The 21,206-nt window shown below is 63.3% G+C and carries 25 protein-coding genes; 9 read left to right on the forward strand and 16 right to left on the reverse strand.

The window, feature by feature from the left end:
* Nucleotides 1–35 precede the first annotated feature (35 nt).
* Together CF161_RS16605 and CF161_RS16610 are read right to left on the reverse strand one after the other, a co-directional pair.
* The gene (locus tag CF161_RS16605) at nucleotides 36–755 is read right to left on the reverse strand and encodes a TorF family putative porin (RefSeq protein WP_020297768.1); all 720 of its coding nucleotides are present in this window, start codon (nucleotides 753–755) and stop codon (nucleotides 36–38) included.
* 197 nt (nucleotides 756–952) lie between these two features.
* Nucleotides 953–1,141, reverse strand: coding sequence for a hypothetical protein (locus CF161_RS16610; RefSeq protein WP_017337097.1), 189 nt, complete (start codon nucleotides 1,139–1,141; stop codon nucleotides 953–955).
* Between the two features lie 349 nt (nucleotides 1,142–1,490).
* Here CF161_RS16610 and CF161_RS16615 point away from each other — a divergent pair, with 349 nt between their 5' ends.
* The 3 genes from CF161_RS16615 to CF161_RS16625 all read left to right on the forward strand — a co-directional run bounded on the left by CF161_RS16615 (nucleotide 1,491) and on the right by CF161_RS16625 (nucleotide 3,854).
* Nucleotides 1,491–2,327 carry a S1 RNA-binding domain-containing protein gene (locus CF161_RS16615; RefSeq protein WP_020297769.1) on the forward strand — a complete coding sequence of 279 codons (837 nt, stop codon included), beginning with the start codon at nucleotides 1,491–1,493 and terminating at the stop codon, nucleotides 2,325–2,327.
* Between the two features lie 28 nt (nucleotides 2,328–2,355).
* Nucleotides 2,356–2,769, forward strand: a complete 414-nt coding sequence (locus CF161_RS16620; protein ID WP_020297770.1) for a DUF2177 family protein — start codon at nucleotides 2,356–2,358, stop codon at nucleotides 2,767–2,769.
* Between the two features lie 161 nt (nucleotides 2,770–2,930).
* Nucleotides 2,931–3,854, forward strand: coding sequence for a DMT family transporter (locus CF161_RS16625; protein WP_020297771.1), 924 nt, complete (start codon nucleotides 2,931–2,933; stop codon nucleotides 3,852–3,854).
* Here the strand turns inward: CF161_RS16625 and CF161_RS16630 are convergent.
* Entirely contained in the window at nucleotides 3,808–5,019 is a 1,212-nt protein-coding gene (locus CF161_RS16630; RefSeq protein WP_020297772.1) for an MFS transporter, read from the reverse strand. The two genes, CF161_RS16625 and CF161_RS16630, sit on opposite strands and share 47 nt — an antisense overlap.
* A gap of 103 nt (nucleotides 5,020–5,122) precedes the next feature.
* Here CF161_RS16630 and CF161_RS16635 point away from each other — a divergent pair, with 103 nt between their 5' ends.
* Together CF161_RS16635 and CF161_RS33430 are read left to right on the forward strand one after the other, a co-directional pair.
* Nucleotides 5,123–6,028 carry a LysR family transcriptional regulator gene (locus CF161_RS16635; RefSeq protein WP_020297773.1) on the forward strand — a complete coding sequence of 302 codons (906 nt, stop codon included), beginning with the start codon at nucleotides 5,123–5,125 and terminating at the stop codon, nucleotides 6,026–6,028.
* Nucleotides 6,029–6,152: 124 nt separating this feature from the next.
* Nucleotides 6,153–6,281, forward strand: a complete 129-nt coding sequence (locus CF161_RS33430; RefSeq protein ID WP_020297774.1) for a PA1414 family protein — start codon at nucleotides 6,153–6,155, stop codon at nucleotides 6,279–6,281.
* Between the two features lie 108 nt (nucleotides 6,282–6,389).
* On the opposite strand, the gene CF161_RS16640 is transcribed toward CF161_RS33430, so the two are convergent.
* The 5 genes from CF161_RS16640 to speB all read right to left on the reverse strand — a co-directional run bounded on the left by CF161_RS16640 (nucleotide 6,390) and on the right by speB (nucleotide 11,342).
* Entirely contained in the window at nucleotides 6,390–6,641 is a 252-nt protein-coding gene (locus CF161_RS16640) for a hypothetical protein (RefSeq protein ID WP_020297775.1), read from the reverse strand.
* Between the two features lie 309 nt (nucleotides 6,642–6,950).
* On the reverse strand, nucleotides 6,951–8,330 hold the full coding sequence (locus CF161_RS16645) for a sodium:solute symporter (protein ID WP_020297776.1): 1,380 nt from the start codon (nucleotides 8,328–8,330) through the stop codon (nucleotides 6,951–6,953).
* 77 nt (nucleotides 8,331–8,407) lie between these two features.
* Complete coding sequence (locus CF161_RS16650) at nucleotides 8,408–9,919, reverse strand: cytosine permease (protein WP_020297777.1); 1,512 nt, start codon at nucleotides 9,917–9,919, stop codon at nucleotides 8,408–8,410.
* A 55-nt stretch (nucleotides 9,920–9,974) separates the two neighbouring features.
* Nucleotides 9,975–10,382, reverse strand: coding sequence for a nuclear transport factor 2 family protein (locus tag CF161_RS16655; protein WP_020297778.1), 408 nt, complete (start codon nucleotides 10,380–10,382; stop codon nucleotides 9,975–9,977).
* Between the two features lie 9 nt (nucleotides 10,383–10,391).
* Nucleotides 10,392–11,342, reverse strand: a complete 951-nt coding sequence (gene speB / locus CF161_RS16660) for an agmatinase (RefSeq protein WP_020297779.1) — start codon at nucleotides 11,340–11,342, stop codon at nucleotides 10,392–10,394.
* 323 nt (nucleotides 11,343–11,665) lie between these two features.
* Here speB and CF161_RS16665 point away from each other — a divergent pair, with 323 nt between their 5' ends.
* Nucleotides 11,666–12,559, forward strand: a complete 894-nt coding sequence (locus CF161_RS16665; protein ID WP_020297780.1) for a LysR family transcriptional regulator — start codon at nucleotides 11,666–11,668, stop codon at nucleotides 12,557–12,559.
* A 10-nt stretch (nucleotides 12,560–12,569) separates the two neighbouring features.
* The gene (locus tag CF161_RS16670; protein ID WP_020297781.1) at nucleotides 12,570–13,166 is read left to right on the forward strand and encodes a tRNA-uridine aminocarboxypropyltransferase; all 597 of its coding nucleotides are present in this window, start codon (nucleotides 12,570–12,572) and stop codon (nucleotides 13,164–13,166) included.
* A 4-nt stretch (nucleotides 13,167–13,170) separates the two neighbouring features.
* Here the strand turns inward: CF161_RS16670 and CF161_RS16675 are convergent, their stop codons facing one another.
* Nucleotides 13,171–13,566 carry a YbaN family protein gene (locus CF161_RS16675; RefSeq protein ID WP_020297782.1) on the reverse strand — a complete coding sequence of 132 codons (396 nt, stop codon included), beginning with the start codon at nucleotides 13,564–13,566 and terminating at the stop codon, nucleotides 13,171–13,173.
* A gap of 152 nt (nucleotides 13,567–13,718) precedes the next feature.
* Nucleotides 13,719–14,306, reverse strand: a complete 588-nt coding sequence (locus CF161_RS16680; protein ID WP_020297783.1) for a YecA family protein — start codon at nucleotides 14,304–14,306, stop codon at nucleotides 13,719–13,721.
* Nucleotides 14,307–14,581: 275 nt separating this feature from the next.
* On the opposite strand from CF161_RS16680, the gene recQ reads away from it, so the two are divergent.
* Both recQ and CF161_RS16690 read left to right on the forward strand, forming a co-directional pair.
* On the forward strand, nucleotides 14,582–16,708 hold the full coding sequence (gene recQ / locus CF161_RS16685; protein ID WP_020297784.1) for a DNA helicase RecQ: 2,127 nt from the start codon (nucleotides 14,582–14,584) through the stop codon (nucleotides 16,706–16,708).
* A 117-nt stretch (nucleotides 16,709–16,825) separates the two neighbouring features.
* Entirely contained in the window at nucleotides 16,826–17,260 is a 435-nt protein-coding gene (locus tag CF161_RS16690) for a MarR family transcriptional regulator (RefSeq protein ID WP_020297785.1), read from the forward strand.
* Between the two features lie 105 nt (nucleotides 17,261–17,365).
* Here the strand turns inward: CF161_RS16690 and gspM are convergent, their stop codons facing one another.
* The 6 genes from gspM to CF161_RS16720 are packed head-to-tail and all read right to left on the reverse strand — an operon-like array spanning nucleotide 17,366 to nucleotide 21,206.
* On the reverse strand, nucleotides 17,366–17,812 hold the full coding sequence (gene gspM, locus CF161_RS16695; protein WP_020297786.1) for a type II secretion system protein GspM: 447 nt from the start codon (nucleotides 17,810–17,812) through the stop codon (nucleotides 17,366–17,368).
* Between the two features lie 2 nt (nucleotides 17,813–17,814).
* Entirely contained in the window at nucleotides 17,815–18,894 is a 1,080-nt protein-coding gene (gspL, locus tag CF161_RS16700; RefSeq protein ID WP_020297787.1) for a type II secretion system protein GspL, read from the reverse strand.
* A 7-nt stretch (nucleotides 18,895–18,901) separates the two neighbouring features.
* Nucleotides 18,902–19,780 (reverse strand): type II secretion system minor pseudopilin GspK, encoded by an 879-nt coding sequence (gspK, locus tag CF161_RS16705; protein ID WP_043229658.1) that lies wholly within the window; start codon nucleotides 19,778–19,780, stop codon nucleotides 18,902–18,904.
* Entirely contained in the window at nucleotides 19,773–20,372 is a 600-nt protein-coding gene (gene gspJ / locus CF161_RS16710; protein WP_020297789.1) for a type II secretion system minor pseudopilin GspJ, read from the reverse strand. Before gspJ ends, gspK begins: the two co-directional genes overlap by 8 nt.
* Nucleotides 20,369–20,737, reverse strand: coding sequence for a type II secretion system minor pseudopilin GspI (gspI, locus tag CF161_RS16715; RefSeq protein WP_020297790.1), 369 nt, complete (start codon nucleotides 20,735–20,737; stop codon nucleotides 20,369–20,371). The genes gspJ and gspI overlap by 4 nt, the downstream gene beginning before the upstream one ends.
* Nucleotides 20,724–21,206, reverse strand: a complete 483-nt coding sequence (locus tag CF161_RS16720; RefSeq protein WP_020297791.1) for a prepilin-type N-terminal cleavage/methylation domain-containing protein — start codon at nucleotides 21,204–21,206, stop codon at nucleotides 20,724–20,726. The genes gspI and CF161_RS16720 overlap by 14 nt, the downstream gene beginning before the upstream one ends.

A 21,206-nucleotide genomic window follows, 5' to 3' on the forward strand; every position in this document is an offset into this window, starting at 1 on the left:
ATCTGAACCCAAAAGGCGCCTGGCAGTTCAGCCTTTTAATAGAAGGAGCGTTCGGCCTTGAACGTCAGCAGGCCGTCGCATTCGGCGTTTTGCCCGGAATAGGCCGAGCAGTCGCCGCCGCTGAGGTTGGAGTCGCTGTAGATCAGGTTGAGGTCGATCCCCATCCACGGCCGTGAGAGCTTCACTGACCAGTCATTGAAGCTATTGACGTAGCCGCCGCTGGTGATCGACACCGGGTTGCCCAGTTGGTGGTTGGTGTATTTGACGCTGACGCCTATGCCAAATGGCGCGTTCCCGCCGAGGTCGGCGAACAGGGTGCTGTTGCGTTTGTCCGGGTCGTTGCTGAAGGCGGCGCCAAAGCGGCTGCCGAGCAGGGTCAGGCCGCCGAAGAATTCATGGCTGTCCAGAGTTTCCAGCTTGGGGTAGCTGTAATGGATCATCCCCAGTTCATAGCCCAGGGTCTGGTCGAAGGGCTGCTTGTAGCCGAGGTAGGAGTCCACTTCCAGTTTGCTCGATGGGCTCAGGCCCACGCTGGGTGACCATTGCCCGGCGTACCAGCCGCTGTCGTGGCTCAGGTCCAGGCCGCCGTGGAACGAGCCGGAGCTGGTCGGCTTGACCAGTCCCTGGGCCATGCTGCGGGTCGGGGTGGTGCCCAGCTTGAGGTCGAAGTCGCCCAATTCACGCTGGAAAACCTGGGCATGACCGACGGGGCTGACCAACAGTGCGCTGATCAGCAGGAAAGAGGGTTTGAGCATGCTGCACTCCATGGGTAGCGAGGAGCAGAAACCAAGAGCCCTTGGCAAAGGCCCGTTCTAGACGTGTGCAAGCATACCGGCGAAACCTCGGGGCTGAGGGCCGTTCGTCGATTTATGCAAGGAGAAGGGAGTCAGGCTCTAGTCCTAGCGCTTTGAGGTTCAAAGCGCTTAGGGACCAGGATGTGCTGCGGGGGGTATTACTTTTTGCCGAGGGTGATCTGCTTCGACGGGCCGAAAGTCTGGCCGCTGACGCCTTTGGCAATTTGCTGGATCTCGCCGCCAGACTTGAGGAATGCAGCGATCTGGTTGTTGATCGATTCGCTGGTTTCAACGGCTGGAGCTGGCTTTGCTTTGCTGTTGGATGCTTTTACACGCATGGCGGCCATTAACCTGTAGAAAATTAACTTGGCCACGCATAATACATGAAATGCTTGACAATTGCTTGGTAAATATCCTTCGGAATAACCTGGGTGATAAAGAGTTGAGCGCCGGATAATGCTCGCCGTATTTACCTAAGCCGCTGTTTTAACTAAAACTTTGGCTGGATCATGGCGTTTTTTAGCGGTCAGGACGGGGTGCGCGGGGCGGCCTCTGCCTGACGAGCGGAGGCCTTTGGCGGTGGAAGTCGAGAAAAATCAATGTCTTCAAGGAAATTTCGTCCGCCGTCCGCCTGCGCATCAAACCAACCGGGTAAAACCCCTGTAGAATGCCGCCCACGCAATGAGGGTATTGGAAATGGCTTTAGTCGGGCGCTACAACAGTTTGCAAGTGGTTAAACACACTAACTTTGGTTTGTATCTGGACGGTGGGGCGGACGGCGAGATATTGCTGCCTAATCGTTATATTCCCAAAGATATTCCCAGTGAAGACGAAGACTGGCTCAATGTTTTTGTTTATCTGGACAGTGCAGACAAACTCATCGCAACTACTGAAAAACCGAAAGTTCAAGTCGGTGAGTTCGCCAGTCTTAAAGTCGTTGAAGTTAACAGCATCGGTGTATTCCTCGATTGGGGTTTGCCCAAGGATCTGCTGCTGCCGTACTCCGAAGAAAAGCGCCAGATGACCGCCGGCGAGTACTGCGTGGTGCACGTCTATCTCGACAAGCACACCCGCCGTATCACCGCCACCGCGCGCCTTGACCGCTACCTGGACAAGACCCCGGCCAACTACCAGCCGGGTCAGGAAGTCGACTTGCTGGTGGCCGAAGCCACCGACATGGGCTTCAAGGCGATCATCAACAATAAGCACTGGGGGCTGATCCACAAGAACGAAGTGTTCAAGTTCCTGCGCCCGGGCAAAGAAGAAAAAGGCTTTATCAAAGAAGTTCGCGGTGACGGCAAAATCAGCCTGAGCCTGCAACCGGTGGGCGAAGAAGCCTCCACCAGCCTGAACTCGAAGATCCTCGCCAAGTTGCGTGAAAACAACGGCACCTTGCCGGTCAGCGACAAGAGCGACCCGACCGTGATCAGCAGTTTGTTCGGTGTCAGCAAAGGCAACTTCAAGAAGGCCATCGGCGCGCTTTATAAGCAGGGTCAGATCGTGATCCATGCCGACCGCATTGAACTAAGCTGAGCGGGACCCCACTGAACAGGCATTCGACATGCGACTCCGGCTGATTGCCTATTTCGGCACATTGCTTGCGTTTCTGCTGCTCGACGGCCTTTGGCTGGGGCTGTTGATGGGGCCGACCTACAAGGCGCTGCTGGGTTCGCTGATGCTCGACCAGCCGCTGCTGGCCCCGGCAGCGCTGTTTTATCTGCTGTATGTCCTGGGTTGCCTGGTGTTTGCAGTACAGCCGGCGCTGGCTCGGGGCAGTTGGCTGCACAGTACGCGGCTCGGCGCTTTGCTCGGGCTGGTGGCGTACGGCACTTATGACCTGAGCAACTGGTCGACCCTGCACGGCTGGTCGGCGCAGCTGGCCTTGCTGGACATGGCCTGGGGCACTTTCGCCAGTGGTGTCGCCTGCAGTGTTGGCTATGCCTGTGCGCGGCGCTTTGGCGGTCCTCGCGCTTAGCCGGTCGTGCCTGGTGCCGCCAAGGATGTGGGGTGCCGGCGAGGTCCTGGCAACGCCTTTTTTTAAAACAAGCTGATTCTGTTTCGCCACGCAGCCCTTGCGAGGCTTGTTCGTTTTTGTCGAGTAACTGCCATGTCGTTGATTAACGTTGAGTGTTTGCGGTGAGCACCGAGCGGCGTAGCGCCGATGGCTTTGCCCTGCAAGTGATGCTGGGGCTGTGCCTGATCTGGGGCGTGCAGCAGGTGATGATCAAGTGGGCGGCGGCGGATATCGCACCGGTGATGCAGGCTGCGGCTCGCTCCGGGATTTCCGCGCTGCTGGTGGCCTTGTTGATGTGCTGGAAGGGCGGCTGGTCGCAGATCGGCAGCACCTGGCGTGGCGGTTTGCTGGCCGGCAGCCTGTTCGGCCTGGAGTTTCTGTTTATCGCCGAAGGCCTGCAGCTGACCAGCGCCGCCCATATGTCGGTGTTTCTGTACACCGCGCCGATCTTTACCGCGCTGGGGGTGAATTGGCTGTTGCCCAGTGAGCGCCTGCGGCCCCTGCAGTGGCTGGGGATTTTGCTGGCGTTTATCGGCATCAGCATTGCCTTTGCTGGCGGCATCTCCCTGGAGAACCTGGACCGGCGCATGTTGCTGGGCGACACCCTGGGCCTGCTGGCCGGCATGGCCTGGGGCGCGACCACCGTGGTCGTGCGGGCCTCGCGATTATCCGAGGCGCCGGCGACCCTGACTCTGTTCTATCAGTTGATCGTCGGCTTTGTCGGCCTGCTGCTGATTGCTGCGCTGAGCGGGCAGATCAGCCATGTCAGCCTGACTCCGGTGGCGGTCGCCAGTGTGTTGTTCCAGGGGCTGGTGGTGTCGTTTTTCAGCTACCTGACCTGGTTCTGGCTGCTGCGGCGTTATCTGGCGGCCAACCTGGCGGTGTTCTCCTTTATGACCCCGCTGTTCGGCGTGACCTTTGGCGTGCTGCTGCTCGGTGAGCCCCTGAGTTTCAACTTCGTGATAGGCGCGGTGCTGGTGCTGTTGGGCATTACGTTCGTCAGCGCCGAGCAGTGGTTGCGCCGGCGTATTCGCCGCTTTCTGTAAGGGTTGCGCAGGGTTCCGGGCTCTTGCCGGCAAACCGCTGGCGGCTGAGCAGCAACGCTCCCGCCAGCAGCAGGCCCCCGCCGGCGATGATCAGCGCCGGCTGCAGGTCGTCGCTGTAATGGCTGCTCAGGGCCGCGAGCAGCGGTCCGCTCAGTTGGCCAATGGCAAAGCAGGCGGTCAGCAGCCCGGCGTTGCGTTGGGTGGCATGGGGGGCTATTTCCCGTGAGCGTTGCATCACCAATTGCATGCAGGCCAGGAACGAGGTCCCGCACAGGATCACCCCCAGCGCCAGCCCACTGCCATTGCCCAGCAGGCAGGCGAAGACTCCGGCAGCTATCATCCACAGTGTTGCCATCAGCCAATAGCGGGTTGCCCCGGGGCTGGCGCGGCGCAGGCTGACCAGCAACACCCCGAGTGCCGCCATCAGACCGAAACAGGGCCAGAACAGGTCCGCTTGCCACTGGCCGCGAAAATGCGCGCTGGCCATCTGCGAAAGAAAGGTCGCCGGGATGATGTAGCCCAGGCCATACAGGGCGTAGATCAGCCCCAGGCGGGGGATTTCCCGGCCCTCGGCAGTAGCAGGCGCGGGTGCGTTGAGCGGCATGGATTCGGGCTGCGGCAGGATCGGCAGGATCACCAGCAGCATCAGCAAACCGACTGCGGCATACACCAGCCAGAGAATGGCCGAACTTTGCCCGAGCAGGTTCGAGCCCAGCGCCAGCAACCCGGTCAGAAAGATACCCAGGCCCGGCCCGGCAAATACCAGGGCGCCGAGCCGTGGCCGACCGGCTGCCTGGGCCAGGGGCTGGCTCAGGGCGGTGATCATCACCAGCACCCAGGCGCTGGCCACCCCGGTGCCGAAGCGCAGCAGCACGTGCGCCCAGAAGCCCTGGGCCCAGAACGAGGCCAGGGTCAGCAGCACGCACAACCACAGGCCGCCGAGCAGGCGCTGGCGCACTTGGCGAGGGCGGTGGGCAACCATCGCATCCAGGGCGCCCAACAGGTAACCCAGGTAATTGGCGGCGGCGATCAGGCCGGCGGCGGTCAGGTCGATCTGGCCTTCGCTGAGCAGATGGGGCAACTGCGGGGTGAGGGCAAAACGGCCAATGCCCATGGCCATCATCAAGGCGATAAAGCTGGCGAGCAGGCGAATCAGCGGGGACATGGTCGGGATTCCATCAGTGGAGCAGTGACCGTCAGGCTAGGATCGATTGACTTTCTTTAAAAATGAATAATATTAAGCAACTTGTTCAGTTTTGGAGAGTGTCGTGGAATTCAGCCAGCTCCGCATCTTCCAGGCTGTAGCCGAGGAGGGTTCCATCACCCGCGCTGCCGAGCGTCTGCATCGGGTGCCGTCCAACCTTTCTACCCGGCTCAAGCAGTTGGAGGAGCAATTGGGCGTCGAGCTGTTTCTGCGGGAGCGGCAGCGGCTGCTGCTCTCGCCAGCGGGCAAGGTGCTGCTCGATTACAGCCTGCGTTTGTTCGCCCTGCACGATGAGGCCCAGGCCGCGCTGCAAGGAGGGCAGCCCGCGGGCGTGTTCGTGCTGGGCACCATGCACAGCTCGGCGGCCATCCAGCTGCCGCCGCTGCTGGCGCGTTATCACCGCACCTATCCGATGGTGAACCTGCAGGTACAGTCGGCCCCCAGCGGCGAGTTGCTCGAGGGCCTGCTCACCGGGCGCCTGGATGCGGCATTGGTCGACGGTCCGTTGCAGTTGGCGGGGCTGGACGGTGTACCCCTGTGCGATGAAACCCTGGTGCTGATCAGCGAAGCGGGCCACCCACCGGTGCGCAGCGCCCGCGACGTGGAGGGCCGGGCGGTATTTACCTTTCGTCGGGGCTGCTCCTACCGCATGCGCCTGGAGTCCTGGTTTGCCCATGACCACGCGACCATGGGCCGAGCCATGGAGATCGAGTCCTATCAGGGCATGCTCGCCTGTGTGATTGCCGGTTCCGGGGTGGCGATGATGACGCAGTCGATGCTGGCCAGCCTGCCGGGGCGGGAGAGTGTCACGGTGCACACCCTGGCCGAGCCGTTCGCCAGTGCCACCACCTGGTTGATGTGGCGCAAGGGCATGCTCGGTGCCAACCTCACGGCCTGGATCGAACTGCAGGAAGCCGCCAAGGCCGAAGCGGCGGTGGATGGCTGTTCTTTAAGAAAAATTCACGGATGATTCAGATTAATCCGGTAACAGATCATTGCGATCTAGGGCGAGCAATGCGTAGGACTTAGGACTATTATCAGTTCGAAGCGACCAAAGAATCCCGTCGCTCGGCATGACCCTTAAGGGGGGCGCTATGAAAGACAAACTGCAAAACTGGCTTCACGACCTTGGCGTCGCATTGGGCCTGATCGAGCCACCGTTGCAGCCGGTGCCGATTCGTACGGACGACGACCCACGACGTCGGCAGCAAAAACGCCGCTGATCGGGTCGATGTGGAGCAAGCGCAAGGCTTGCTCCTCTACTTTTCAACCCGCGCCGAGGATGTGGCTACCTCCCCATAGGCGCACCTCCAGTATTCCCACCTTGATGTTCAATGCCTGGAAATCTTCAGCAAAAACCGGCTGAGGTCATTGGCCGTGCTCGCGGCCTTGAGTAGCTGATCTTCCTCGTGGGTAAAGGCTGTCAGGCCGAACTCATCTTCCAGATGGAAAATCAATTCCTCCAGATCCTGCTTGTCCAGGCCCAGCGTTTGCAGGTCGAGGTGGTCGTCGAATGGCTGGTTGCGCTCCAGCAGGCGGCTGATGTAGTCGTGCACGACTTGGCGCACATGGGCGCGGTTCATGGCCGGGTCTCCCGCAGCTCATCCGATGGCGCGCTTGCGCAGCAGGGAGGGTGGCATGGGGGGATGCTGCCGAGTGGCAAGTCAAAGGCGTTCATGAGCACCTCGGGTCTTATGGTTATTACCCTTGGCCGCGACCGGCGGAGCTGGTGCGGTGCTAGTCGCAGTACAGCACAGGTTGTTCGGGCTTGCCGCGAGCCCGGGTTTGCCCTCGGCGGGTAGGTGTTCGAGGTTTTTCCCAGGCAAAAAAAACGGGTGCAGCCTCCGACGCTGCACCCGCTGAAGAAACTCCCAAAAATGTCCGAATCCAGCTTAAACCGCGTTGGCCAGGGGCGCCGGGCGGCGGGACAGCAGGCTGACCGCCACGAAGCTGATCAGACCGACAGCCAGGCTGTAGTAGATCGGTGTGTTGGCGTCCAGGCCGTCCTTGATCATGAACACCAGGGCCGTGGCGAAACCCAGGCCCATGCTCGCGATGGCGCCGGAGGTGGTTGCGCGCTTCCAGAAAATCGCCCCGATCAGCGGAATCAGCATGCCGCCCACCAACAGGTTGTAGGCCAGGGTCAGGGCGCTGATCACGTCGTTGACCACCAGGGCGATGCCCAGCACCACGATCCCGGTGAGGAAGGTGAACAGGCGGTTGATGCCCAGGCTCGACTGTTTGCCGCCACGCAGTTTCGGCAGCAGGTCTTCGGTCAGGGTGGTGGAGGCGGCGAGCAGGCCGGCGCTGGCGGTGGACATCATGGCGGCCAGTGCAGCAGCGATCACCAGGCCACGGATACCGTCCGGCAACGAGGCTTTGACGATGGCGGCAAAGGCGTTGTTGACGTTGTCCAGGTCCGGCAGCAGCACGTGGGCGGCCATGCCGATCAGGGCGCAGGCCAGGCCGTAGATGATGCAGTAGACGCCGGCGACGGTGCCTGCGTACTGGGCCACTTTATCGGTCTTGGCGGTGAACACCCGTTGCCAGATGTCCTGGCCGATCAGGATGCCGAAGAAGTAGATCATGAAGTAGGTAATGATCGTGTCCCAGCCGATGGTGGTGAAGCTGAAGCTCGAGGCCGGCAGCTTGCTCACCAGTTCGTCCCAGCCGCCGACGCGGTACAGGCAGATCGGCAACAGGATAAACATCAGGCCCACGGTCTTGATCACGAACTGCACGATGTCGGTCAGGGTCAGCGACCACATGCCGCCGATCGCCGAATACACCACCACCACGCCACCGCCGAGCAGGACCGAGATCCAGAACGGCAGGCCGAAAAGCACTTGCAGCACGGTGCCGATGGCCAGGATCGAGGTCACGCCGATCATCAGTGCGTACGCCAGCATGATCACCGCGCTGGCCTGGCGCGCCATGGGGTTGTAGCGCTTTTCCAGGACCTGGGTCACGGTGAAGATCCGCAGCTTGAGCAGCGGTTTGGCCAGGAACAGGTTCAGCGCAATGATGCCCAGGCCCAGTGCGGCGCACAGCCAGAACCCGGAGATGCCATGCACATAACCCAGGCGCACGGTGCCAACGGTCGAGGCGCCGCCCAGCACGGTCGCGGCCATGGTGCCCATGTACAGCGTCGGGCCCAGGTTGCGGCCGGCCACCAGGTAGTCCTCGTGGGTCTTGGCCTTGCGCATGCCGTAGTAGCCGAGCACCAGCATTGCGGCAGCGTAGATAAGTACGACAAATAGATCTAAAGCCATGATGGCGTTTCTCCGATTATCTTTTTTATGGTGAAACTATTAGGTCAGGCAAGCGCCGGCCAGCCGGCGCCTTGAGCTCAGACGGTTTGGCCGAGGGCCGGTTTGGTGAGCGAATCCGTGCCCTTGCTGCGTGGGTCGCCTGGGCCGAACACCGCTGCCGGCTCCGGAAACAGGCCGAGTAGCACCAGGTACACCAGGGAGGCCAGGCCGAGGGTGACCGGCAGGCTGATGTCGATGCCGCCGGCCAGTTCGCCCAGCACCCCGACGAACTGCCCCGGCAGGTTGACGAAACACAGGCCCACCAGCGCGCTGGGGATCCAGGCGCCGAGACCGCGCCAGTTCCAGCCGTGCTGGAACCAGTAGCGGCCGCCTTGTTCGCCACGGGTGAAGACTTGCAGGTCATCCGGGCAGTAGAAGCCGCGTCGCACCAGCAGGCCGATGATCATGATCACCATCCATGGCGTGGTGCAGGTGATGATCAGCACGGCGAAGGTCGACACGCTCTGTACCAGGTTCGCCGCAAAGCGCCCGATAAAGATGAAGGCAATCGACAGCACGCCGATCAGCAGGGTCGCCTTGACCCGCGACAGCAGGCGCGGGAACACGCTGGACATGTCCAGCCCGGTGCCATACAGCGAGGTGGTGCCGGTGGACATGCCGCCGATCACCGCAATCAGGCACACCGGCAGGAAAAACCAGCTCGGCGAAACCGCCAGCAACCCGCCGACGTAGTTGTTGGCGGCGATGTAGTCCGGAGCCTTGATCGCCACGATGGTCGCGGTGGCCAGGCCGAACAGGAAGGGGATCAGGGTTGCCAGTTGCGCCGCGATCACGGCCAGCATGATGCGTGCTTTCGGGGTTTCCCGCGGGATATAGCGCGACCAGTCGCCAAGGAAGGCGCCGAAGGAGATCGGGTTGCTCATGGCCACCAGCGCGGCGCCGATAAAGGCCGCCCAGAATCCGGCCTGGCCCATGGCGACGGTTCCGGCGAACTGGCTGTCGAAGGTCGGCGCGAAGGCAAAGATCCCCAGCAGGAACAACAGGCTCGCGGCCCAGACCGCAATGCGGTTGACCCAGAGCATGAAGCGGAAGCCGTAGATGCACACCGTCAGCACCAGGATCGCGAACAGGCCGTAGGCCAGGCCCAGGCTCAGGTCGGTTTCCGGCAGGCCGATCAGGCGCTTGGCGCCACCGATCAGCGCATCCCCCGAGCTCCAGACCGAGAGCGAGAAGAAGGCGATGGCGGTCAGCAACGACAGGAACGAGCCCACAATCCGCCCGTGCACGCCAAAGTGCGCGCCCGAGGAAACGGCGTTGTTAGTGCCGTTGAGCGGGCCGAACAGGCCCATGGGCGCCAGGATCAGCGCACCCAGCACCACGCCGAGGACGATGGCCCAGACTCCGGCCTGGAACGACAGGCCGAACAACACCGGGAAGCTGCCGAGCACGGCGGTGGCAAAGGTATTGGCGCCGCCGAAGATCAGGCGAAACAGGTCGCCGGGGCCGGCGCTGCGTTCGTGATCGGGGATCTGTTCGACCCCGTTGGTTTCAATGCTGCTAAGGCTGTGTTCTTTGTTGTTGTTATTCATGATCTGCTCCGATCATCGAGGCGCGCCCATCGTGTGTGGGCGTCACCTGTATTGGCTAAGGGGGTGGCAGCCCTTCCGGCATGGCGGATAAATGTTCGTGGCAGGCCAGCCAATGGCCTTGTTGTTGTCGGCGAAACACGATGGTTTCGCGCTCCTGGCTGAAGTGTTGCTCCCCTTGCATGCGCAGCTCGGTGGCCACGTCATGAATAAACAGCGCCACGTCGCCTTGCAGGCTGACGAAGGCATTGCTCGAGGTGCACGTGAGCACCTCGAAGCCATCCTCGGCGCGCCATTGGTCCCACAACACCTGATAGGCATCGCGGGACAACAGCGGCTGGGGAAGGGTGTAGAACACAAAACTGGCATCGGCACTGAACGCCGCGAAGTAGGCTTCGCGGTCGTTACGGGCGAAGGCCGCGACCAGTGCGGCAGCGGCGTTGAGGACGTTCTGCTGATCGCTCATGGCCGGGACTCAGCGGTGGGCCACGCCAGGCAGTACGCAGAGCATCTCGTACAGCAGGTTGGCGCCCAGCAGCGAGGTATTGCCGGTGGTGTCGTAGGGTGGCGAGACTTCTACCAGGTCGCAGCCGATCAGGTCCAGGCCCTGGCAGCCACGGACGATTTCGATGGCTTGGATGGTGGTCAGGCCGCCGATTTCCGGGGTGCCGGTGCCAGGGGCCCAGGCCGGATCGATGCCGTCGATGTCAAAGCTCAGGTACACCGGGCCGCCGCCGACTTTTTCGCGGACTTCGGCCATCAGCGGGGCCAGGGATTTGTGCCAGCACTCTTCGGCCTGGACCACGCGGAACCCTTGTTTGCGGCTCCAGTTGAAGTCTTCGGCGGTGTAGCCCTGGGCACGCAGGCCGATCTGTACCACGCGGTCGCAGTCCAGCAGGCCTTCTTCCACCGCGCGGCGGAAGGTGGTGCCGTGGGCGATTTTCTCGCCGAACATGTGGTCGTTCACATCCGCGTGGGCGTCGATGTGCACCAGGCCGACCTTGCCGTGCTTTTTATGGATCGCGCGCAAAATCGGCAGGGTGATGGTGTGGTCGCCACCCAGGGTCAGGGGGATCACGTTGTGTTCGAGGATGCCGTCGTAGGCTTCTTCGATGATGCGCACTGCGTCCAGCAGGTTGAAGGTGTTGATCGCCACATCGCCGATGTCGGCCACCGACAGCGAGTCGAAGGGCGCGGCGCCGGTGGCCATGTTGTACGGACGAATCATCACCGATTCAGCGCGGATTTCTCGCGGGCCGAAGCGGGTGCCGGCGCGCAGCGAGGTGCCGATATCCAGCGGGATGCCGATGAACGCGGCGTCGAGGCCGGCGGCGGTGGGCAAATGGGGAAGACGCATCATGGTGGCGATGCCGCCGAAGCGCGGCATTTCGTTGCCGCCCAGTGGTTGGTGAAGGATCTTGTCCACGGGATTGGCCTCATCGTTGTTTTATTTTTGGGCTGGGCGGCGCAGAAGGCTCTGCCCGCACAACCGAGTGAGGCCGATTCTGCGAAATGTGCTGCGGGGAAAGAATCGCTGCGAACAAATACTTAGTTCAGATTTTTCTGAACTAATGCCGAGCTTGGCGCTAGACTCTCGCCCAGCCGCCACGCCCCCTGTGGCGAGGATGCTCGCTCCCGCTCGGTGATGCAGCCGGCGTAATCCGGGTGTGTGCTGGGTCGGTTCAATCCGGGGGCAGGCTTTTTTCTCCGCCATGGATGGTGTTTTTTCGCTGGTTATCGGAGCCCGTCATGGCCAACGCTTTACCTGATCTGAAACTATTGCGCATCTTTGTCAGCGTGGTGCGGCATCAGGGGTTCGCCAATGCCCAGCACGAACTCAATCTGTCGACCTCGGCCATCAGCACCTACATGAGCCAGCTGGAAGCGGCGCTGGGGCTGGTGCTGTGCCATCGCGGGCGCGGCGGTTTCAGCCTCACCAGCAAAGGTGAACTGTTTCATCAGGAGACCCTGCGCCTGCTCGGTGAACTCGAAGGCTTCGAGCAATACGCCGCGGCGCTCAAGGGCGAGTTGCGCGGCACCCTGAACCTGGGGGTGATCGACTCCACCGTCAGCGACAAGGCCCTGCCTTTCGCCGAAGCCATCGGCGCCTACAGCCAGGAGCACCCGGCGGTGCATTTGCACTTGTCGGTCATGAGCCCTTACGAGTTGCAGCTGGGGGTGCAGGACAACCGCCTGGACCTGGCCATCGGCGCGTTCTCCACGCGTATGAGCGGCCTGGTGTACATGCCGCTGTACCGCGAACAGCACTGGCTGTATTGCAGCAGTCGGCATCCACTGTTTACCGAGCGGCGGATTCCCGAACAGCTGATCACCCAGCAGCGCATGGTGGGCCGGGGTTATTGGAGCCAGGCGGAGCTGGCCCGGCATGGTTTCAAGCACAGCGCGGCAACCGTGGAGAGCATGGAGGCGCAGTTGATCCTGGTGCTGTCCGGCGCCTACATCGGCTACCTGCCGGAGCACTACGCCCAGGCCTGGGCCGACAAGGGCGACCTGCGGGTGCTGCTGCCGGCGACTTTTGGCTACCAGGCGCCGTTCTCGATGATCATGCGCCGTGGGCGCAGCCGCGAGCCGTTGATCCAGACCTTCCGCGACCTGCTCAAGGCGCAGCTCAACCAGGCTTGAGGAGGCCGCCATGTCACGAAGCCAATGCCCGCGTTGCCTGCGCCCAGAAAGCCATTGCCTGTGCGCGCTGATCCCGCAGCTGGACAGCCGCACCCGGGTGCTGTTGCTGCAGCATCCCAGTGAGGTCAACCATGCGTTGAACACCGCCCGCCTGGCGGCCCTGGGCCTGACCAATGCCGAGCTGATCGTCGGCGAAGTGTTCGCGGACTTGCCGCAGTTGCTGAATCGCCCCGGCTATCAGGCCAGGTTGCTGTTCCCGGCCGATGACGCACAGACCTTGCAGGCTTATGGCCCAGCGGCGCAGCCGTTGCTGCTGGTGGTGCCCGACGGCACTTGGCGCAAGGCGCGCAAACTGTTGCACCTCAACCCGCTGCTGGCAGCGTTGCCGCGAGTCAGCCTGGGGCCGGGCGGGGTGTCGCGCTATCGCCTGCGCAAGGCGCCCGGGCCGGGAGCGTTATCGACCTTGGAGGCCATCGTCCAGGCCTTGCAAACCCTGGAAGCGCCGGCCTCGTTCGAACCGTTGCTCAAGCCGTTCGAAGCCTTGATCGAGGGGCAGATTGCGGCCATGGGCGAGGACACTTACCAGCGCAACCATGGTGGTCACTGACGGCTCAGGGTTTGTGCAGGGTTTTTTGCCGCAGGATGTAAATCGTCACCAGCACTGCGCTGGTCAGCATGAAACCACGGGCCCAGGGCAGTGGCACCAGGTAGCAGGACAGGCCGATGCTCAGCCACATCAGGCCGATCGCATAGACCTTGCCCTTGAGCGGAATGCCGTTGCCATCGAGGTAGTCGCGAATCCACGGGCCGAGCCGTGGGTGTTCCACCAGCCAGTGGTAGAAACGCGGCGAACTGCGGGCAAAGCAGGCGGCCGCCAGCAGCAGGAAGGGAGTGGTGGGCAGCACCGGCAGGAAAATCCCGATCACCCCCAGCACCACACTCAGCCAGCCAATGGCCAGCAAGGCGTAACGCAGGAGCAGCGGGCGATTGCCTATGGGCGGGGTCATAGGCAACGACTCAGAACCTGTTCACGATGGGCTGTGCTTGGGGGAGCTGCGTTGAAAATGGCCTCGGAATGCTCATTTAGCTGCCTAAACTCCGCTTCCTCAGCCATTTCTGCCGTGCCTGACCCTTTGCTCGCGAGATCGTGGGCAGGTGCTTAGTGGTGGCGTGGCTTGAGGATCGCCGGTTTTTCGTCCGGGGCGTTGCACAGCAGGTACAGCGCGGTCAGGGCTTCCGGGATTTGTACGATCATGTCGTCCATCAGGTTGGCATCGCTGGCGATGTCGGAGAATTCAGGCTGTTCGTCGAACAGGCCGGAACCGACCATGATCGGCAGGAGCATTTCGCTGACTTCTTCTTCGGCGGTTTCGAACCAGGCCGCTTCACGCAGGAACACCCCTTCCATGAAGCCGATGCACCAGCCGCGCAGGTCGGAGTCATCCGGGTCTTCGCCCAGGTCAAGTTCGCACGGCAGCTCGAACTCTTCGTCGGACGCCAGTTGGCGGGCGATGTGGGCCTTGAGGGCAATCAGGGTGGATTCGATCACTTCGCGTTCGGTGTCGTCGCTGTAGTGCGGCTCCTCGGCGAACAAAGCGTCGATCCACTCGCGCTCGGGAACGCTCTCGGAACAGATCGACAACGCAGTCAGGTAGCCGTGAGCGGCCACGTAGTCCAGCGCCTCGTCGTGCAGCTCATCGGCGTCGAGGAAGACTTGCAGGCGGGTTAGTTGCTCGGCGAAGGACATTGAAGGGCTACCTTGGGGAATAAACGATGCTGAATTCTAGGCTTTCTTGAGCGCCCAGGCCAGCCGCAGCGCAGATTTGAACGCTTCCAAAGGTTACCGGTGGCTGATTGTCGGCACCCTTTGTCGGGGAGGGCTCGGGTATACTCGCGCGTTTTGTGATGCCCTGCAGGCGTTGCGGCGGTTGCGGAAAAGTCCGCTAACGGATTTGTCCGTGAAGCCCGGCGTGTTTTCAGTCAGCCTGCGCTCAGGGATTTCAGCGATTTTTGGAGTTTTTCATGCTCGAACAGGCTCAACGCGTCCTCAAGGACATCTTCGGCTACGACAGTTTCCGTGGTCGCCAAGGTGCGATCATTGAGCGCGTGGCCAGTGGCGGCGATGCCCTGGTGCTGATGCCCACCGGTGGCGGCAAGTCCCTGTGTTTCCAGGTTCCGGCGCTGCTGCGCGAAGGCCTGGCGGTGGTGGTATCGCCCCTGATCGCGCTGATGGACGACCAGGTCGCCACGCTTGAAGAGCTTGGCGTCGCCGCCGCCGCGCTGAACTCCACCCTCAGCGCCGAGCAGCAGCGCGACCTGGCGGCGCGCATCCGTCGCGGCGAGGTGAAAATGCTCTACCTGGCCCCCGAGCGCCTGGTACAGCCACGCATGCTGTCGTTCCTGCAGGGGCTGGATATCGCCCTGTTCGCTATCGACGAAGCGCACTGCGTCTCGCAATGGGGCCATGACTTCCGCCCGGAATACCTGCAACTGGGGCAGTTGGCGGAGATGTTTCCCGATGTGCCGCGCATTGCCCTGACCGCCACCGCCGACAAGCGCACCCGCGAAGAAATCGTCACCCGCCTGCATTTGCAGGAGGCCGAGCGTTTCCTGTCGAGTTTTGACCGGCCGAACATTTTCTACCGCATCGTGCCCAAGGAGCAGCCGCGCAAGCAGTTGCTGGCGTTCCTCAACGAGCGGCGCAGTGATGCGGGTATCGTTTATTGCCTGTCGCGCAAGAAGGTCGATGAAGTGGCCGCGTTTCTCTGCGAGCAGGGCTTCCCGGCGCTGCCGTACCACGCCGGGCTGCCGAGCGACCTGCGGGCTCACAACCAGAAGCGCTTCCTCAATGAGGAAGGCCTGATCATGGTGGCGACCATTGCCTTCGGCATGGGCATCGACAAATCCAACGTGCGCTTCGTCGCCCACATGGATTTGCCCAAGTCCCTCGAGGCCTATTACCAGGAAACCGGGCGCGCCGGCCGTGATGGCCTGCCAGCCGATGCCTGGATGGTCTACGGCCTGCAGGACGTGGTGATGCTCAAGCAGATGCTGCAGAACTCCGAAGGCGACGAGCGCCACAAGCGCCTGGAGCAGCACAAGCTCGACGCGATGCTGGCGTTGTGCGAAGAAACCCGCTGCCGCCGCCAGACCCTGCTGGCCTACTTCGATGAAGACATGCCGCAACCCTGCGGGCATTGCGACAACTGTGTCGACGGCGTGCAAACCTGGGATGCCACCGAGCCGGCCCGGCAGGCCTTGTCGGCGATCTATCGCACCGGCCAGCGTTATGGCGTCGGCCACCTGGTGGACGTGTTGCTGGGCAAGGATAACGAGAAGGTGCGCAGCTTCGGTCATCAGCACCTGTCGGTATTCGGTGTCGGCAAGGCCCGGAGCGAGGGTGAATGGCGTTCGCTGTTTCGCCAGTTGGTGGCGCGCGGCCTGGCCGATATCGACCTCGAAGGGTATGGCGGCCTGCGCCTGAGCGACAGCTGCCGGCCGCTGCTCAAGGGCGAAGTGACCCTGGAATTGCGCCGCGAGCTCAAGCCGCAGACCACCACCAAGACCAGTACCAGCCAGGCCAGCCAGCTGGTGCGCGGCGAAGAGCGCGAACAGTGGGAAGCCCTGCGTGCCCTGCGGCGCAAACTGGCGGAAGAACACGGTGTGCCGCCGTACGTCATCTTCCCCGATTCGACCTTGCTCGAAATGCTGCGCAGCCAACCCACGTCCCTGGCGGAAATGGCCAAGGTCAGCGGTGTCGGCGCGCGCAAGCTCGAGCGTTACGGCGAGGCCTTCCTCGAAGTGCTGGGGGGCGAGGTCGAGGCGCCGAAAGTGGTGGCCGATATTCGCCACGAGCTGATTACCCTGGCACGCGCCGGGATGACCCCGGTGCAGATCGCCGGGCAGCTGCAATGCTCGGAAAAGAACGTCTACACCCTGCTGGCCGAGGCGGTCGGCAAGCAGGAGTTGTCGCTGGAGCAGGCGTTGGACCTGCCGGAAGACTTGTTGGGTGAGATCCAGGATGCCTTCCTGGACGGCGAGGGTGAGCTGCCGCCGGTGGCCGAAATTGCCGAGCTGTTCGCCGGGCGCGTGCCTGAAGGCGTTCTGTACTGCGTGAGGGCGGCGCTGCAATCGGAATTCGAAATGTAAGGCGCTGCGTCAACGAAGTAACGATTCAGTACATGTCGGGCCTTGCCTCCGGGCAAGGCGCATGCTTAGCTGACTAATTATTAGTTTTCACTACTTCAGTCTAATCATGAGTTTTTTATGCCGTTAACCGATCAACACCGTTTTGGCATGCAGTTGGCGCAAATGTCCCGTGGCTGGCGTGCTGAACTGGACCGGCGTCTGGCCGGGCTGGGCCTGTCCCAGGCGCGCTGGCTGGTATTGCTGCACCTGGCCCGCTTCGAAGACGCCCCGACCCAGCGCGAACTGGCCCAGAGCGTGGGCGTTGAAGGCCCGACCCTGGCCCGTTTGCTCGACAGCCTGGAAACCCAGGGCCTGGTGCAGCGCCAGTCGGTGCTGGAAGATCGCCGGGCGAAAAAGATCGTGCTGTGCGCCCCGGCCCTGCCACTGATCGAACAGATCGAAACCATCGCCAATGCCCTGCGCCACGAGCTGTTTGTGGGTGTTGAAGAAGAGGACCTGCGGGTCTGCATGCGCGTCCATGGCCACATCCTGACCAACCTGGAAAAGTCCTGATCCCGGGCTTTTCCCTCTCTCCCTGATTCCCATACCAGCCCCCTTGGACCGCCTGTTTTGGCAGCTCCATGGCGGCTGGCGTGCGCCGGTATGTCGGGGGCGGGGTTATTTGACCTCCAGCACCAGCCGCGCCCGGACCTGGGCCTGCGGACTGACTTCAAGGTTCGCCGAACTCACCTCCACCCCTTGCTCGCCCAGGTGTTGCAGCCAGGGCAGGAGGTCGGCCAATGCGCCATCGAGGCTGAGGTTGACTCGGCCCTGCTGCTCGTTATCCAGACGCTCCAGGTTCAGCTTGGCCTCGGCGCTGGTGCGCGCCAGCAAACCCGGCAAGGCGTCGGCGTCGATCGCCGCCTTTGGCTGGCTGCTGCCGCTGGCCGGCAGGCGTTGCAGGTCGGCGGCCAGTTGCAGTTCGTCCTGGTAGTGGCGTTCGGCGTTCTGTAACGCCAGGCGCTGTGGCTGCCACAGCAACGTCCAGATCAATACCGCGCCGAGGAACAGGGCCAACAGCGCCAGGGCTCGGCGTTCACGGGGGGGCAAATTGCGAAAGGGCATATTCATTCCTTGATCTGCAAGCGGGCGCTGACCACTTGGCCGTCGCGGGCGGTGGAATCGGCCTGCACTGCAAGGCCGGCCCGGGTCAGCCCCTCGCGCAGGCGTTCAAGGTCGGCGAAGGCCGGGGCGATCACGCGCAAGGTCCAGCCTTCGCCCTGTAGATAGTCGAGCCGGTCGACCCGGGCCAGGGCGCCGCCGCTGTTGCCCCAGTGCCGGGCCAGGGTGTCCAGGCGCCGCGCCAGGTCCTGCTGCGGCGCCTGGTCTTGTTGCAGTCGAGCCTGGACCTGGCGCTTGAGGTCGATGACCCGCGGCTCGTCAGGCACCCGTTGCTGCCAGGTGTCGAGGTTGGCCTGATGCAACTCGGCACTGCGCTGTTCAAGCACCAACCGGTGGCCGATGTCCTGCGCCAGGTGGGCGCCACAGCCCAGCACCAGCAGCATGGCCAGGGCTCGCCAGGGCAGGCGACGCTGGCTGCCCAGGGCGAATTCACCCTGGCGCAGGTCGATGGCCTGTTGCGCGCCCTCGGCCAGCAGCGGCCAGGGCGAGTCGGTGCAGCGTTGCAGGTCCTCTGGCAACAGTGTGGCGAGGGTTTCCAGTTCTTCTTCGACCAGGGCCGAGGGATGTTCCGCCGCGCCGCCCAGCAACCAGCGATCGGCGCAGTACAAGGCCCGTGGCTGCTCACCCGGGATGCAGTCGGCATCGATATGGATCCGCGTCGGCACCAGGCCTTTGTCGGCCAGTCGCGCCAACAGCGCCTGCAGCCAGTCGCGGCGCAGCACCCAGAGCCGGCAATGACGCCGCTGGCGCAACGGCCCCTGGGCCAGGTGCAGTTGGTCGAGGTCATCCAGCAGTTTTTCCTCCAGCGCCGAATGGATCGCCTGGCGCAGCCAGCGGCCGCTGCGGGGCGGGACGTCGATGTGGTGATGGCTGGCGGCTTCGGCGGGCAACAGCAGGAGCAGCGGCTGGCCAGCCAGGGCCTGGGCCGCCTGATCCAGGTCGCCCTGGACCACGGGGCCATAGCCGCGCCACCAGGTGAGTGGCGCGTCATCGGCCAGGGAAGAGAGATGGAGCAGGGCGTGCACGTTGGGGTTACTCCGAAAAAGGGCGGTCGGGGGCGACCAGCGTTCGCCGCAGGACCTGGACCTGGCCGTCGCTCCCGGTGCGCAAGTCGCTGACCAGGCGCAGGCGGCGTTCGCCCACCGCTACATCGAGGGTCGCGCGAAAGTTGTGGCTGCTGACGGCCAACCCCGAGCCACTGACCTGGCGGTTTTGCAGCAGCGGTTGTTCGAGAAATGCTTGTACGCTTTTGTAGCCGTCGACTGGGCGGGCCTGCACCAGGCTACGGGCAGTGCCGCTGTCGAGGCTTTCCAGGCTGGCCAGGACTTCGATGCTGGCGGTATTGATGTTCAGCGGCGCCTTCCCGGTAGTCGCGACCCAGGGTTGCAGACGCTGCCAGCTCGACGCATCCAACGCCGACAAGCGTCGCAGCTCGCTGCTGTCGGCGAACGGCTGGGGTTTTTGGTTGGGCCCCAAGGGCGCGGGCAGGGTTGCCGGGTCGTGGGGCGGCAGGCCGAGTTGGGCCAGCAGGCGTTGGTAGCGGGCGCGGTTCAGGTCGTCGTTGCGATAGCGCAGGCGGTCGATGTTGAAGCGCGCGCCGAGGTCTTCCAGGCGGATGCGGATGTGCCCGTCTTCGATATCGAATTCGCCGATGCCCTGGGCCCAGCGCTGGGCCAGGTGCACTCGGGGTGGGCCGTCGTCGGTGAGCAGTTCGGGGCGCAACTGCTCGCGGGCCCAGGCCTCGCCGCTCAGGGCCAACTGCCAGAGTTGCTGCTGTTGCAATTGGTTGGCGCTGCTGGCCACGCTCAGGCGCTGGCGGGCGAGCATGTCGCTGATGATCAGGGTCACCAGGGCGGTGATCAGCAATACGCTGATCAGCGCCACCCCCCGTTGCCGGCGTGGGCTATGCACCGGCGTCGCCCTGGAAGCCGGGCAGCAGGATGACCCGGCGCATATCCGGGTAGCCGGGGGCGTCGAGTTCGATCTCTATCGCCTGCGGCAGGCTCAGGGGCAGGCCCAGGGCCGGCCAGGCCGAGTGCGCGGCACCGCTGGCATCGATGTAGCGCAGATGCTTGAGTTGCACGCCGTCGAGCAGGCGCTGCTGGCGCACGTCCCCGGGCCGTGGCGCTTGCCCGGTGGGCGTGTGGTAGTCGCGCATCCATTGGCCGTTCTCCCAGCGATGGCTGACTTGCAGCACATCGCTGCGTGCCTGATCCAGCGGGTTGCTCCAGCCACCCCGGACCAGGCGCAGGTTGTCGGTACGCCCGATCAGTGCCTGGCGGCGGCTGAGGTCATCGCCCAGCGGGTGGGCGATGGCTTGCGTCAGGTCGCGCTCGAAGATCCCCAGGGCCCGTTGCAGGCTGCGCAGTTGCTGTTCGTGCTGCTCGATGCGCCGCTCACTGTGCAGCACCCGTTCCAGCAGTTGATAACAGGCCAGGCCCAGCAGGCTGAACAGGGCCATGGCGATCAGCACTTCGAGCAGGGTAAAGCCGCGCTGACTCATGGTCGTGCCTCGATGAAGCCGCTGAGCAGGGCCCGGCGCACGGGCCGTGAGCCGACCACTGTGACTTCCAGGGTGACCTTGCGCAGGACGGGGTCAGGGGCGCTGCTCACGTTGCTGTCGAGCAGCCATTGGCGGCCGCCGAAGTCCAGTCGTTCCTGGCGCTGGCCAGTGGCGAGCGGGCGCATGCCGGCGCGCAGTTCGTTCAAGCGGTTGTCCGCCAGCCAATGAGCCAGGCTGCGCTCGGCAAGCCCGGCGCTGTTGCTGGCGATGTACTGGGCGGCGCTGTAGAGGGCGACTGACAAGGTGGCGAAAATACTCAGGGCGACCATCACCTCAAGCAAGGTAAAGCCGTCACAGCGTTTCAATGCGCACCTCTTCCAGACCGTCGCTGTGCAGCGAGAAGACCGGCATCAGGCGTTGTTCCACACGTAGGGTAAATGGCGAAATTTCATCGTTGGACAGCACCAGCAACTGGGGACCCTGGTCGCTGACCGGGGCCTTGGGGTTAAGCAGGTTCACGTCCACGTCCAGTTGCAGGCGAATGTCGGCCGGCAACTGCTGCTCCCGGTATTGCAGGGCTGGCTGCCAGCGCCCGTCGCCGGCGCGCAGCTGCACCGAGTAACGGTCTTCATCCAGGCGCAGGCCGTAATCGCGGTGGTTGAGCAGGGCGTCGGCGCGCAGCAGCCCGATCAGGCTGCGCAGGCGTTCGGCCTCGCGGCGCGCCTGCTGGCCGCCGTCGACCTGGGCCAGCCCGGCGAGGCCGGCCAGCAGGCCGACGATCAGGATCACCACCAGCACTTCGAGCAGGGTGAAACCCCGGGCTGCGCGTTTCAC

It is taken from the genome of Pseudomonas sp. CF161, from assembly GCF_000416215.1.
Taxonomy (GTDB): Bacteria; Pseudomonadota; Gammaproteobacteria; order Pseudomonadales; family Pseudomonadaceae; genus Aquipseudomonas.

Coding starts and splice junctions, on each gene's coding strand:
- CF161_RS16605 (WP_020297768.1), bottom strand. CDS start 755: ATGCTCAAACCCTCTTTCCTGCTGATCAGCGCACTGTTGGTCAGCCCC.
- CF161_RS16610 (WP_017337097.1), bottom strand. CDS start 1,141: ATGGCCGCCATGCGTGTAAAAGCATCCAACAGCAAAGCAAAGCCAGCT.
- CF161_RS16615 (WP_020297769.1), top strand. CDS start 1,491: ATGGCTTTAGTCGGGCGCTACAACAGTTTGCAAGTGGTTAAACACACT.
- CF161_RS16620 (WP_020297770.1), top strand. CDS start 2,356: ATGCGACTCCGGCTGATTGCCTATTTCGGCACATTGCTTGCGTTTCTG.
- CF161_RS16630 (WP_020297772.1), bottom strand. CDS start 5,019: ATGTCCCCGCTGATTCGCCTGCTCGCCAGCTTTATCGCCTTGATGATG.
- CF161_RS33430 (WP_020297774.1), top strand. CDS start 6,153: ATGAAAGACAAACTGCAAAACTGGCTTCACGACCTTGGCGTCGCATTG.
- CF161_RS16640 (WP_020297775.1), bottom strand. CDS start 6,641: ATGAACCGCGCCCATGTGCGCCAAGTCGTGCACGACTACATCAGCCGC.
- CF161_RS16645 (WP_020297776.1), bottom strand. CDS start 8,330: ATGGCTTTAGATCTATTTGTCGTACTTATCTACGCTGCCGCAATGCTG.
- CF161_RS16650 (WP_020297777.1), bottom strand. CDS start 9,919: ATGAATAACAACAACAAAGAACACAGCCTTAGCAGCATTGAAACCAAC.
- CF161_RS16655 (WP_020297778.1), bottom strand. CDS start 10,382: ATGAGCGATCAGCAGAACGTCCTCAACGCCGCTGCCGCACTGGTCGCG.
- CF161_RS16665 (WP_020297780.1), top strand. CDS start 11,666: ATGGCCAACGCTTTACCTGATCTGAAACTATTGCGCATCTTTGTCAGC.
- CF161_RS16670 (WP_020297781.1), top strand. CDS start 12,570: ATGTCACGAAGCCAATGCCCGCGTTGCCTGCGCCCAGAAAGCCATTGC.
- CF161_RS16675 (WP_020297782.1), bottom strand. CDS start 13,566: ATGACCCCGCCCATAGGCAATCGCCCGCTGCTCCTGCGTTACGCCTTG.
- CF161_RS16680 (WP_020297783.1), bottom strand. CDS start 14,306: ATGTCCTTCGCCGAGCAACTAACCCGCCTGCAAGTCTTCCTCGACGCC.
- recQ (WP_020297784.1), top strand. CDS start 14,582: ATGCTCGAACAGGCTCAACGCGTCCTCAAGGACATCTTCGGCTACGAC.
- CF161_RS16690 (WP_020297785.1), top strand. CDS start 16,826: ATGCCGTTAACCGATCAACACCGTTTTGGCATGCAGTTGGCGCAAATG.
- gspM (WP_020297786.1), bottom strand. CDS start 17,812: ATGCCCTTTCGCAATTTGCCCCCCCGTGAACGCCGAGCCCTGGCGCTG.
- gspJ (WP_020297789.1), bottom strand. CDS start 20,372: ATGAGTCAGCGCGGCTTTACCCTGCTCGAAGTGCTGATCGCCATGGCC.